Below are 14,094 nucleotides of genomic sequence, written 5' to 3'. Positions count from 1 at the left end.
TGATCCGCACACGTTTATCAAATGAAGTTTACAAGAATCGTCACCACATTCGTACTTGCTTTACTGGCCATTCAGTCAGCATATGCCCACCTGGGTACGCTTACCGGTACGGTGTTCGATGGGGCTACGCACCTGCCTTTACAGGGCGTAACTGTACAATTGGCCGGGTTGGGTAAAGCAACGCTTACCGATGAGCTGGGCCGCTATCGCTTCGACAAACTGGTAGCATCGCCTTACAAAGTCGAGTTCTCGCATGTGGGCTATGCCGCCTTGGTGCAGGAGATTACCATTACGGATGATCAGACGACGCACTTACAAACGACCCTGGCGGTGGCACCGGTAAACTTGAGTTCGGTAACGGTGTCGGCCCTGAAGGCCAATTCGCAGCAACTGATCAGTAGTCTGGATATTCGATTGCGGCCCATCACCAATTCGCAGGAAATTCTCCGAATGGTTCCCGGCTTATTCATTGGTCAGCACGCGGGCGGGGGAAAGGCCGAGCAGATTTTTCTGCGGGGTTTTGACCTGGACCACGGCACCGACATTCGCCTGACGGTCGATGGGATGCCCGTCAACATGGTGTCTCATGCTCACGGACAGGGTTATGCCGATCTGCACTTCGTTATTCCTGAATTAGTCGAAGGTGTCGATTTCAGAAAAGGGCCTTATACCACCGATAAAGGCAATCTGGCAACGGCCGGTTGGGCCGATTTTCGGACGCGCACTGCTCTGGATCGCTCCTTCGTTAAGCTGGAGGTGGGGCAGTTCAACACCTACCGGGCAGTGGCCGGACTGGATTTACTGGGCGCGCGCGGAAAAGCCAAAAACCAATCGGCATATCTGGCCTCCGAATACTCATATAGCGACTCGTACTTCGATAATCCCCAGCATTTTAAACGCGTCAACGTATTGGGAAAATACCACCGCCATATTGGAGCGAACACGAACTTGACCCTTACGACTTCAACGTTCTGGAGCAAGTGGAATCATTCGGGTCAAATACCGGACCGGGCCGTGGATTCCGGACTGATTGGCTGGTTTGGGTCCGTCGACCCGACCGAAGGCGGAGAAACCAGTCGGACCAACGTAAACGCGCAACTCGTCACGATAACGCCCCGTAATCACACCATTAAAAACCAGTTTTACTACAGCAATTACAATTTCGAGCTGTATTCCAACTTCACGTTCTTTCTCAACGACAGTCTCAACGGCGATCAGATACGGCAGAAAGAACACCGGAATTTATTCGGCTACAACGGCAGTTACGCCACCCGGACCAACCTTGGCAAAACCAGTTGGACAACGACCCTGGGCGCTCAGTATCGGCAGGACATTACCCACGGAACGGAGTTGTCACACACCAAAAACCGGGTAGAAACGTTAGATCGGCTTCAGTTCGGCAACGTCAACGAAATCAATGCCGCACTTTATGCCGATGAGGTCGTTCAGGTATCCAGCCGCTTCAGCATCAACGCGGGCGTTCGAGTCGATTATTTTAACTCTCAATACGAGAATTTACTGATCAATCCATCAACTACCCGACGCGTAGCGCAGGCAATCGTATCACCCAAACTGAATTTTTATTACACTATCAGTCCGAACGCCCAACTGTATATAAATACGGGAAAGGGGTTCCATTCCAACGATGCCCGTGTGGTTACAGCGCAGAACGGACGCGAGATTTTGCCCGGTGCCTATGGCTCAGATGTCGGGATCATCGTAAAACCGTTTCCTAAACTGCTCATCAACGCAGCCGCCTGGTATTTGTACCTGAAGCAGGAATTCGTTTATGTGGGCGATGAGGGCGTAGTGGAGCCCAGTGGCCGCTCGCGCCGAATGGGAATTGATTTGTCGGCCCGGTACCAGCTTACCAGCCATTGGTTTGCCGACATTGACCTGAACACGGCCAATCCGCGATCGTTGGATAACGAAGCCGGTCAGAATTTTTTACCACTGGCACCGGTATTCACGTCAACCGGTGGAGTATCCCTGCAAACGAATCATGGCTTAAATGGCTCATTGCGTTATCGCTACATGGCCGACCGCCCCGCCAATGAAGACAATTCGGTTGTGGCCAAAGGCTACTTTGTAACGGATATGCAGATGAACTACCAGCAAAAGAAATACACGCTGGGCCTAACCATACAAAATCTGCTGAACACCCGCTGGAAAGAAACACAGTTCAATACCGAGAGCCGGCTAAGAGGAGAAGCCGAACCCGTCGAAGAGATCCACTTTACACCGGGAACGCCTTTCTTTGCCCGGCTGAGCCTAACCTATTTCTGGTAAGTGTAGATAGGCTTTGGCTTTCAGACAATGCGAACTTTGCAATCCCGGAGAAAGAAGCCCCTGTTAACTTGAGCGACCCGATTCGCTACATCTGTGTGAAGCCATTCAGCAAGTGGGTAGAACCGTAAATCCCGCTAAAACAGCAATAAATTGGTTTATTTTATAAAATAACAGGTTCGGGTTATTTTTTGTGTTAATTATGCAACCGATTGCATAAACCCGCTAATGCCTGTACATAAGGGGTTGAAAGACGTCCGGTAATCCTTATAAAATGCTATAAAAACTTTAACTGTGCTTTTAGAGACATGAAAGTGACCCTCATTCTGGCCATTTTACTGCTTTGGTCTGCCACTGGTCAGGGGCAAAGTCTCCTCGCAAATAAGTCGTCTTTTGCTGTCACGACAGCAGTAATCTATGTCGACAATAGCGAAACAGAACTCGTAAAAACGTCCGCTGCGCTGCTTCAGAAGGATATTGAACTAGTAACCGGAGCCAAACTTCCCATCGTTACAGCTGTGGGCCAGATCAACAAAAACGTCATTGCTATCGGTACTATTCAGCAGTCGTCCTTTTTGAAACAGCTGATTGCCCAACGGAAAATCAACCCGGCGGGTATCAGCGGCAAATGGGAAGCCTCGCTGGTGCAAACCCTTACAAGCCCAACTAAAGGTATCTCGAATGCCCTGATCATTGTTGGAAACGACCGGCGGGGTGCGGCTTATGGCGTCTTCGAACTATCCAAACAACTGGGCGTGTCGCCCTGGTACTGGTGGGCCGATGTGCCAGTCCAAAAACAAAAGGAAATCTACCTCAAAAGTAACGTCACCCTAACCGATGCCCCCAGCGTTAAGTATCGGGGCATTTTTCTGAATGACGAAGCCCCGGCGCTCTCCGGCTGGACCAAAGAAAAATTCGGGGGTTTCAATCACAGGTTCTACGAGAAAGTTTTTGAACTGATTCTTCGTCTGAAAGGCAACTACATCTGGCCCGCCATGTGGGGCAATGCTTTTTATGCCGATGATTCGCTGAATATAAAAACGGCCGATAAATACGGAATCGTCATTGGCACCTCGCACCATGAGCCTTTAATGCGGGCGCATGACGAATGGCGACGGGCAGGTGGAGGTCCGTGGAATTACGAAACCAACCCCGACAAGCTGCGACAGTTCTGGCGCAACGGGATGAAACGGGCCACCAATGAAAAGATTGTGAGCGTCGGCATGCGGGGCGATGGCGATGCGCCTATGTCGCGCGAGACGGCCACCGCCCTGCTCGAACGCATCGTAACCGATCAGCGAACCATTATCAGTGACATAACGGGCAAACCGGCCGCCGAAACTCCGCAGCTTTGGGCCTTGTACAAAGAGGTTCAGGAGTACTATGATAAAGGCATGCGGGTGCCCGACGACGTGACCCTCCTGCTTTGCGACGATAACTGGGGCAACCTACGTAAGCTGCCCAGGCCCGACGAAAAACCGCGTAAAGGCGGGTACGGCATCTATTACCATTTCGACTATGTGGGTGGACCGCGCAACTACAAGTGGCTCAATACCAATCCACTACCTCGCATCTGGGAGCAAATGAACTTGGCGTGGCAGCACAAGGTACGCGACATCTGGATTGTGAACGTGGGCGATCTTAAGCCGATGGAGTTCCCGATCTCCTTTTTTCTGGACTTTGCCTGGAATCCCGAAAAGATGGATGCCGGTGACCTCTCGGCTTACACAGAAAACTGGGCGGCTGCTCAGTTTGGAAAACCCCACGCCAAAGACATCGCCTATTTACTGGCGCGGTACGCAAAATACAACGCCCGTCGAAAGCCTGAACTACTCGACGCCAACACCTATCCCAGCCTGGATGAATGGAAATCCGTTGTTGATGAGTACACGGAACTCCTGACAAAAGCCGAGCAGATCAACAACGAACTGCCTTCCTCCTACAAAGATGCGTACTTCCAGTTGGTGCTACACCCCATAAAGGCCTGCGCCAACCTGAACGACATGTACTATAACGTCGCCCTGAACAAACAGGCCTATCGCAACAGATGGAACACGACTAATCGGTACGCCGACAATGTCAAAGCGCGGTATGGCAACGACTCGTTGATTACGCAGCAATATCACCAGCTCAACAACGGCAAGTGGAATCACCTGATGAGCCAGACCCACATTGGCTATACCCACTGGCAGCAGCCGGAGCACCAGAAAATGCCGTCGGTCAACTACCTTCCCGCCGACTCGGCTGTTACACCCAGGGACGTTGATGCGCTGGACATGAACCGGGCAAACGTCTCAAAAACGGTTGTAGGCTCCAGCTTCTACCAGGTAGCAAAAAAAGGCGTTTCCATAGAAGCGGACCATTTTACCCGCGCCATAAACACAAATGGCATCCGTTGGAAAGTTCTCCCCGATCATGGCCGGACGGGCTCGGCGATCACGCCTTTTCCGGTGACTGCCGGGGAGCAGAAGCCGGGCGGCAATTCGCCCCATTTGGAATACGACATTCAAACCTATAGCGACGGGGAGTTTTCAATCAATGCCTACTTTTCACCTACGTTGAACTTCTTTGCCTCGGAGAACGGGCTGCAATACGCCATTTCGGTCGATGATGAGACTCCTCAGATCATCAGCCTGAATAAAGAAGATAAAACAAGCGACAAAGGGATATGGAATAAATGGGCGGCAGAAAACATCATTATCAAATCCACAAAACACAAAATCGCCGGTTCCGGCAAACATACGGTGAAATTCTGGATGGTAAACCCCGGTGTTGTACTGCAAAAGCTGGTCCTGGATTTCGGTGACCTGGCTCCCCGCTACCTCGGTCCTGAAGAGACGACCGGACAAGTATTAACTAATTAATGCGGTTTTGTGAAGGGTGATATAAACGCCATTTCTTGGAGATATGGCGTTTATATCACCCTTCACAAAACCGTCCCTTAACCAATGCCCTAACGAATTCTCCATGAAACGCTTACTCGTATTATGTCTGCTGTTGACAGCCCATTTCGTCGTACAGGCCCAAATCCGTTTGCCCAAATTGATCAGCGATGGCATGGTGCTCCAGCGCGATGCCAAACTTAAGGTGTGGGGATGGGACAAGCCGGGTAAAAAAATTGCCCTTCGCTTCAAAAGCAAGACGTACAAAACGACGACCGATGCCAGTGGAAAGTGGCAGGTAACGCTCCCCCCAATCCCCGCCGGTGGCCCCTTTACGATGGACATCATGGGGAGTGCTAAAATCACACTAAACGACATTCTGATTGGTGATGTCTGGTTTTGCAGTGGGCAGAGCAACATGGTCCATCAGCTCAATATCCATGACGTGACCTATGCCGACGAAATCAAGACGGCCAACTTCCCCCAGATTCGGCAGTTTTGGGTGCCTACTCTAACAAACCTGCAAGGTCCCCAAAGCGATATTCCGAATGGGCAATGGAAAGCTGCCGTGGGCGAAGACGTTCGACCGTTTTCGGCAGTGGCTTACTTTTTTGCGAAGAAAATCCATCAGAAATACAACATACCGGTGGGCATCATTAACGCCAGCGTGGGCGGAACGCCTATCGAAGCCTGGACGAGTGAAGAAGGACTGGCCGAGTTTCCGTCGCTGAAAACCACCATCGAGAAAAACAAAGACACGACTTACATCAACAGCCTTAATCGCCGACCAGCCACGAACGCGGCCAACAGACCAGCGCCACCGGTCGACATGGGGACGTCGGGCACGACAAAATGGTTCGACATTTCGTATGTTCCCAAAGGCTGGCGGCCGATCAACATTCCGGGGTATTGGGAAGATCAGGGCCTAAAAGACCTGAACGGCGTCGTCTGGTATCGGCGTGAAATTGAGGTGCCAGCATCTATGACGGGCAAACTCGCTAAAGTCTTTTTGGGTCGGATTGTGGATGCCGACGAACTCTACATCAATGGGAAACAGGTTGGCCGAACTACCTACCAGTACCCCCAACGCCGATACACAGTCCCCGCCGACCTGTTGAAAGCGGGCAAAAACGTGTTTGTCGTCCGGGTGACGAACATGGCGGGTAAAGGCGGCTTCGTACCCGACAAACCTTATTGCCTGTTCGCGGGTACCGATACCCTCGACCTGAAAGGCACCTGGCAGTATAAAGTAGGCACCGCCTACCGACCCATGTCGGGGGGATTCAGCGGTGGCGGGGGTATCAATGCACAGAACCAGCCAACGGCGCTGTACAATGCCATGGTTGCTCCGGAAATCGACTACGCCATCAAAGGGTTTTGCTGGTACCAGGGCGAAAGCAATGCCGGTAAGCCAGAGGAGTACGCAACGCTGCTGCCCGCCCTGATCAATGACTGGCGAAACAAGTGGAAGCAAGGCCCGCTTCCGTTTCTATTCATCCAGCTTCCCGGCTTCATGGATTATAGCTACCAACCTGCCGAAAGCGGTTGGGCGGTACTTCGGCAAGCACAGCTCAACGCGCTCAAAGTAGCCAATACGGGCATGGTCGTGGCAATTGATCTTGGCGAATGGAACGATATCCACCCCGACAATAAAAAAGATGTGGGTGAGCGACTTGCCCTGACCGCCCTGAAAACGGCCTATAAGGAACCCATCGTATCCTCGGGTCCTATCTATCAATCGGCAGCCATAGACGGCAATAAGGTCGTGATCAGCTTTACGGATACCGGCGGTGGCTTGATCACCAACGATGGTGAAGACCTCGGCGAATTTGCCATTGCGGGCAGCGACAAGAAATTCGTTTGGGCCAAAGCAACGATTGAAAATGGCAAAGTGGTGGTGTGGAGTGATGAAGTGCCTTCGCCCCTCTACGTCCGCTACGCCTGGGCCGACAACCCGGTCAATCCCAACCTGTATAACAAAGAGGGCTTGCCAGCCTCACCGTTCCGAACGGATAAGTAAATGCATTCCTAAACCCTCAATCACATGTATAAATACCTGACTTTCGGACTGCTAATTGGCCTTTCTGGCGGGGCTATGGCCCAGCAAACGGCCATCGACAGCAGCAAGTACCCTCGACTTAAAACGTTTACGGCCGTTCAGGATCAGGCCGAGATGATGCAGCAACTGGGCATCAAAAAATTAAGACCTGGCCCCAGTGGCAATGAAGCCGATCCTAACCACGCCAACTACGACGAATCCAAAGCTGAACCCTGCCCGCAGCTGCCCGACGTGCTCACCACCCACAACGGCAAGAAAGTAACCACTCCCGATCAGTGGTGGAAACAGCGTCGTCCGGAACTCATCGAGGATTTTGAACGGGAGATGTACGGCAAATTACCCGCCAACCTCCCAAAGGTCAACTGGATCGTTAAAGTCACCGACAACGAATTTGTTGGCCGTATCCCCGTCATTGCCAAACAACTAATTGGCCGGGTCGACAACAGCGCCTATCCACTGATCAACGTAAACATCAACATGGTGCTGGTTTTGCCACAGAACGTAAAAGGTCCGGTGCCGGTCATGATGATGCTCGGCTTCCCGGCCTTGCCCGCCCCGGCCCAGCCCTCGCCCACCGACCTGGAGAAGATTAACATCGCGTTCAAGGAGATGATGATAAAAAGCAACCCGGAGATGAAGGCCATCTTTGACCACTATCCGGCTTATGCGCCTATAACGCGCCTTCCGGGGGCCAACTTTTTTGCTCCACCCCCTACCGGCGACTCTCCACCGACCGAACAGTTGCTAGCCGCTGGCTGGGGCTATTGCACCATCGAACCCGGTAGCATCCAGGCCGACAACGGCGCAGGGTTGACCCGTGGCATCATCGGACTGGTCAACAAAGGCCAACCCCGCAAACCCGACGACTGGGGTGCCTTACGAGCCTGGGCTTGGGGAGCTTCGCGGGCATTGGACTATCTGGAAACCGAGCCTCAGGTCAATGCCAAACAGGTTGGTGTGGAAGGCGTATCCCGCTATGGTAAAGCCGCACTGGTAGCAATGGCCTTCGACCAGCGGTTTGCGTTGGGATTGATCGGCTCATCGGGAAAAGGCGGCACGACCCTGCAACGGCGTATTTTCGGGGAAGCCGTCGAAAGCCTCGCTGGTAGCGGAGAATATCACTGGATGGCGGGTAATTATTTGAAATATGCCGCTGCGGAGTCATCATTCGGCCCTAAAACCGGCTGTGATCTTCCAATCGATTCGCACGAACTGCTTGCCCTTTGTGCGCCACGGCCTACGTTCGTCAGCTACGGCATTCCCGAAAAAGGCGACGCCAAATGGCTCGACCAAATGGGCAGTTACAAGGCTACCATAGCCGCCGGGCCGGTGTTCAAGCTGCTGGGCGCCCGAGATCTGGGCGTGAGTAACGATTACAATACCGAAAAAATGCCGGACGTACTGACAGGCCTTACGAACGGTGAATTGGCGTGGCGGCAGCACAACGGCGGCCATACCGATGCGCCAAATTTTCAATACGTTATTCCCTGGGCCAGCAAGCTGCTTAAATACGAACGAATTGCTAAATAGCCTACAGGCAACCCGTACGGTTGCTCTTGTCTGTACCTGATTACGATAACGGGTTGGCTCTGTACAGAGCCAACCCGTTATTTTTCACAATTTCGTTGCCTCTTTTCTAGCCGGAGGGTTGATTCCCGGCTGTTGGGCATAGTCATAGACTATGCCCAGCAACCCTGACCAAAATTCGGGATGATTCCTGTTCTTTGTTCACCCAAATTCGTTGCCGCTTTTCTACCCGGAGGATTAATTTGCCCTCCATCAGTCCCGATGTTCCTTCCGGTAGCCACGCACCTATCCGCTCAATACAGCACCTTCGCTATTTCCAGCGGCCGGTCGGTCGACATAATGTCAGCGCCGTTTTCGATAAACTTTTTATAAACCTGGTCGCCTTTGGCTGCGGCTTGCTTGTCGAGGTTACCCAGCGTACCCAATATGCAGGCAATGCCCTTTTCGTGGAGGAATTTGTATAGATCAGCATCGGGTTCTTTGACACCCACGAAAGCCACCATCCGGTTATCAGGAACTCCCAGTTCGCGCAGACGGTCGTATTCGGCACGGTTACGGATGGTTACGGAAATCATTAGGTTTGGGTCAAGTTTATTCAGTTTAGCCGCATCCTGGGCGTTGTAGGTAATAACCGCCACATAATCACCGGCACCAGTTTTGTGTATCATGTCGACCACTTTGGCAAAGGAGACATTTCGTTTAACATCGAGCGTAAACGTCACTCTGTTTTTACCCCAGCGCAGAACCTCTTCCAGTGTCGGAATTTTATAGGGTGTTACATTACCCTGATTATCCTCCAGCCGGTACTGACTCAGTTCGGCGTAGTTTCGGTCGATGAGTTTGCCGGTACCCGTTGTGGTTCGGTCGAGGGTGGCGTCGTGCATCATGACCATCACACTGTCTTTTGTCAGATCAATATCGCATTCAATGATAACCGGCAGTTTCTTCGCCAGATAATCGAACGACTCGATGCAGTTTTCGGGATAGCCTTTCAGATCGCCCCCGCCCCGGTGCGCAGAGATCTTCGCTGCCTGGTTGGGCTTGTAGCTAAAGAAATCATAGGCTTTTCCGGTCGGAATTTTTGTGTATGTTTTCGGTGAGCAGGCAATCAGGCCAGCGCTTAAACCAAGAATAATCAGTTGTTTAATGGTCATTATACAGTTCAGACGTTAATAAGCGGCTATCAGTTAGTGAGCCAGTTGGAACCGTTCCGACAAGCCAGTTTGTTGATAAAGCAATAAGACGCGCTATCAGCTTAAGGGCTGTTCACGCCAAATCAGCCGTAAAAATAAGGCAACAATCTTTTGCAACGAGCTATGATTCCCTTTTCAGTTCTTGATTTATCGCCCATCGTGGAAGGCAACACCGCCACGCAGGCTTTGCGAAATACATTAAATCTGGCCCAACATGCTGAGCAGTTGAGCTATAACCGCTATTGGCTGGCCGAGCACCACAACATGCCGGGCATTGCCAGTGCGGCTACGTCAGTGGTTATTGGTTATGTAGCGGGTGGCACTAATACCATTCGGGTGGGTTCCGGCGGCATTATGCTGCCTAATCACTCCCCGCTGGTTATTGCTGAACAGTTCGGCACGCTGGAATCCCTCTACCCCGGCCGGATCGATCTGGGCCTGGGACGTGCTCCCGGTTCCGACCAGGCTACGTACCGGGCTTTACGCCGGACGGCCAACGGACCGGACACGTTTCCGCAGGATGTCGTTGAACTTCAGCATTACTTCCAGCCCGACGATACCAATCAGTTTGTACAGGCTATACCCGGTACAGGCCTGAACATTCCTATCTGGATTCTGGGATCGAGCCTGTTTGGTGCTCAGTTGGCGGCTATGCTGGGACTCCCCTATGCGTTTGCCTCGCACTTTGCCCCCGCCGAATTATTGCGCGCTTTACAGGTTTACCGAACGCAGTTTCAGCCATCGGAGCACCTGAAAGCACCATACGCCATGGTGGCGGTTAATGTCATTGCGGCCGATACCGACGAGGAAGCACAACGTCTGTTTACGTCGGTTCAACAGCAGTTTCTATACATTCGTCGGGGTAAGGCGCGTCAGATGCAGCCGCCTGTCGATACACTGGAGGGTCGCTGGGATGACTACGAACTGGCCGGAATCGACTCCGTACTTCGGTGCTCGGCGGTTGGCTCGCCGGAGACCGTACAACGCGGACTGGCGAGCTTTATCGAACAAACCAAAGCGGACGAATTGATTATCACTGCGCCTATCTACGATCATGAAGCCCGGAAGCATTCGCTTTCGCTGACAGCGCAGGTACGCGACGCGCTGGCTGCTCAGGAAGCGGAACCGATTGCTGCCTGACCGGTCGAAACGACGCTTAAAGGACAAGCACACCACAACACAAACCGATATCTACAGAAAAGGCCGCTTCGGGTGAAGCGGCCTTTTCTGTAGATATCGGTTTGTGTTGTGGTCTCAAACCTACAACACCACGTTTACAATCCGTTTGGGTACCACCACAACTTTCTTGGGGGTTTTGCCTTCCATCCATTTCTGAACGATCTCGTCGGCCAGAACTTCCCGCTCGATTTCCGTAGGGGCGCGGTCGATGGCGAAACTGATCGTTGTGCGTACTTTACCGTTGATCTGAATCGGGTACTCGAACGAGTCCTCAACCAGGTAGTTCGGGTTGAACTTCGGAAATTCCGCCGACGAAATTGTACCCGGCTCGTTACCAAGTGCGGCCCACAATTCTTCCGTGATGTGCGGGGCGTAGGGCGATAAGAGCAACACCAGTTCCTGAAGAATGGCCCGCTTGTGGCAATTAAGCGTGGCCAGTTCGTTGACGCAGATCATAAACGAACTTACCGAGGTGTTGAACGAATACAGTTCTATGTCCTCTTCCGTCTTTTTGATCGTCTTGTGCAGAACTTTCAACTCGGCGGGCGTGGGCTGTTCGTCGGTGACAATCCACTGGCTCGTTCCTTCATCCGACGCCCCGGCTGGACTGTCTTTGTAGAACAACCGCCAGAACTTACGTATAAAGCGATACACGCCATCAATGCCGTTAGTATTCCAGGGCTTGGCCTGTTCCAGCGGCCCCAGGAACATTTCGTAAAGCCGAAGCACATCAGCGCCGTATTTTTCCACGATCATATCGGGATTCACAACGTTGAACTTCGACTTCGACATTTTTTCTACTTCAGCACCAACGATGTAACGGCCATCCGGTTCAGTGATAAACTCAGCATTTTCAGTCAAATCCGGACGAGCCTTTTTAAATGCCTCAACGTCCAGTACATCGTTTTCAACAATATTAACATCGACATGCAAAGGCGTTACCTCCTGGCCCTTCAACTGATTCAGCGACACAAAAACTGGCGCTGTGCCCTCCACACCTGTCCCCTTTACCCGATACACAAAATTACTCCGTCCCTGAATCATGCCCTGGTTGATGAGCTTTTTGAACGGCTCTTCCTGCGGCACGTAGCCCCGGTCTTTCAGGAATTTATTCCAGAAGCGGCTGTAGAGCAGGTGACCGGTGGCGTGTTCGGTACCACCGATGTACAGGTCCACGTTCTGCCAGTAATCAATCGCATCTTTGCTGGCAAATTCGTCGTTGTTCTGAGGGTCCATGTAGCGATACCAGTACCAGGACGAACCCGCCCAGCCGGGCATGGTGCTTAATTCGTACTCGTACTTCCCCTTATATTTCCAGTCCTCGGCGCGGCCCAGCGGTGGTTCGCCGGTTTCGGTAGGCAGGTATTTGTCTACGGCGGGCAACTCCAGCGGCAGACCGCTCTCGTCGATCAGATACGGAAGTTTTCCCGTCGAACCACCTTCCTTGAAGTAAACCGGTACGGGTTCACCCCAGTAACGCTGGCGACTGAAGACGGCATCGCGCATGCGGTAATTGACTTTACCCTTACCCAGTCCACGTTCTTCCAGCCACGCGATCAACGTTGCCGTAGCGTCTTTGTAAGTCATGCCATCGATCATACCCGAGTTGATGTAATGACCCTCCTTGGTATTGTCGGCCTGTTCCTCCACGTCTTTCTGGCTATCCAGAATGGGGACAATGGGCAGATTAAAATGTTTGGCGAAGTTCCAGTCGCGCTGATCGCCCGAGGGAACGGCCATAACCGCCCCGGTACCATAGCCCGCCAGTACGTAATCGGCCAGATAAATGGGGACCTTTTCGTCGTTAAATGGATTTACGCAGTAACTGCCCGTAAAAACGCCCGATATCACCTTTGTATCGGCCATGCGGTCGCGCTCCGAGCGGAGTTTGGCAGCATTTACATAAGCAGCCACGGCTTCTGCCTGTTCCGGCGTCGTCAGTTTCGAAACCAGCTCATGCTCGGGAGCCAGTACCATAAACGTAACCCCGTAAATCGTGTCGACGCGGGTGGTGAACACTTCGATGAACGAAGCCGACGTATCGCCATCGGCCTTCTCCCCCGCTTCCGCAAGGGGGAATTTCACGCTGGCTCCTACAGATTTCCCAATCCAGTTCCGCTGCTGTTCTTTCAGCGATTCGGTCCAGTCGATGGTATCCAGGCCGGTCAGCAGCCGATCCGCGTAGGCGGTGATGCGCATCATCCACTGCCGCATCAGTTTCTGCTCCACAGGGTAACCACCCCGCTCCGAAACCCCGTCTTTCACTTCGTCATTGGCCAGTACGGTTCCCAGCGCCGGGCACCAGTTGACGACCGCATCGGCCAGGAACGTTAACCGGTATTTGAGCGACATCTCGTACTGCTCCGTTTCGGTCATGGAATTCCACTCGTCGGCTGTAAAGGCGGGCGCATTTTCATCGCAAACGGCCTGTACGCCGGTCGTTCCATTGGCGGCAAACTTCGCCAGCAGGGTTTCGATGGGTTCGGCTTTATCGGTTTCTTTGTTGTACCACGACCGGAACAGCTCCATAAAAATCCACTGCGTCCACTTGTAATACGATGGGTCGGAGGTACGGACTTCTCGACTCCAGTCGTAGCTGAACCCGATATTTTTCAACTGCTCGATGTACCGGGTCAGGTTCTGTTCGGTCGTAACGGCCGGGTGCTGACCGGTTTGAATGGCGTACTGTTCGGCCGGAAGCCCGAACGAGTCGAAGCCCATCGGGTGCAGCACATTATAGCCTTTTAACCGCTTGTAGCGCGAAACAATGTCCGACGCGATGTAACCCAGCGGGTGACCAACATGCAGGCCCGCCCCCGATGGATAAGGAAACATATCGAGTACATAATACTTAGGGCGGTCGGTCGTAACAGCGGGTTTATACGTGTGGTTTTCGTCCCAAAACCGTTGCCATTTCTGTTCGGTTTCGCGGTGGTTATAGTCAGCCATAATAGTTATGCGGCCAGAA

At 52.6% G+C, this 14,094-nt stretch carries 7 protein-coding genes; 5 read left to right on the top strand and 2 right to left on the bottom strand.

The window, feature by feature from the left end; translation table 11 throughout:
• Window positions 1-21 precede the first annotated feature (21 nt).
• The 4 genes from NT073_RS16455 (at window position 22) to NT073_RS16440 (ending at window position 8,757) form a co-directional block, all read left to right on the top strand.
• Window positions 22-2,289: a TonB-dependent receptor gene (locus tag NT073_RS16455; RefSeq protein WP_297375522.1), complete on the top strand. Its 2,268-nt coding sequence runs from the start codon at window positions 22-24 to the stop codon at window positions 2,287-2,289.
• A 305-nt stretch (window positions 2,290-2,594) separates the two neighbouring features.
• Window positions 2,595-5,150, top strand: a complete 2,556-nt coding sequence (locus NT073_RS16450; RefSeq protein WP_297375520.1) for a glycosyl hydrolase 115 family protein — start codon at window positions 2,595-2,597, stop codon at window positions 5,148-5,150.
• 103 nt (window positions 5,151-5,253) lie between these two features.
• Complete coding sequence (locus NT073_RS16445; RefSeq protein ID WP_297375518.1) at window positions 5,254-7,188, top strand: sialate O-acetylesterase; 1,935 nt, start codon at window positions 5,254-5,256, stop codon at window positions 7,186-7,188.
• A 24-nt stretch (window positions 7,189-7,212) separates the two neighbouring features.
• The gene (locus NT073_RS16440) at window positions 7,213-8,757 is read left to right on the top strand and encodes an acetylxylan esterase (protein WP_297375516.1); all 1,545 of its coding nucleotides are present in this window, start codon (window positions 7,213-7,215) and stop codon (window positions 8,755-8,757) included.
• A gap of 290 nt (window positions 8,758-9,047) precedes the next feature.
• Here the strand turns inward: NT073_RS16440 and NT073_RS16435 are convergent, their stop codons facing one another.
• Window positions 9,048-9,908, bottom strand: coding sequence for a glycerophosphodiester phosphodiesterase family protein (locus tag NT073_RS16435; protein ID WP_297375514.1), 861 nt, complete (start codon window positions 9,906-9,908; stop codon window positions 9,048-9,050).
• A 162-nt stretch (window positions 9,909-10,070) separates the two neighbouring features.
• On the opposite strand from NT073_RS16435, the gene NT073_RS16430 reads away from it, so the two are divergent.
• Complete coding sequence (locus NT073_RS16430; RefSeq protein WP_297375512.1) at window positions 10,071-11,087, top strand: LLM class flavin-dependent oxidoreductase; 1,017 nt, start codon at window positions 10,071-10,073, stop codon at window positions 11,085-11,087.
• Between the two features lie 120 nt (window positions 11,088-11,207).
• Here the strand turns inward: NT073_RS16430 and leuS are convergent, their stop codons facing one another.
• Complete coding sequence (gene leuS, locus NT073_RS16425; RefSeq protein ID WP_297375510.1) at window positions 11,208-14,075, bottom strand: leucine--tRNA ligase; 2,868 nt, start codon at window positions 14,073-14,075, stop codon at window positions 11,208-11,210.
• Window positions 14,076-14,094 lie beyond the last annotated feature (19 nt).

The sequence above is a fragment of the Spirosoma sp. genome, assembly GCF_026391055.1.
Classification (GTDB): Bacteria; Bacteroidota; Bacteroidia; order Cytophagales; family Spirosomataceae; genus Spirosoma.
The sequence above is the reverse complement of the archived record's forward strand: the minus strand, read 5'-3'. Positions and strand labels throughout refer to the sequence as shown.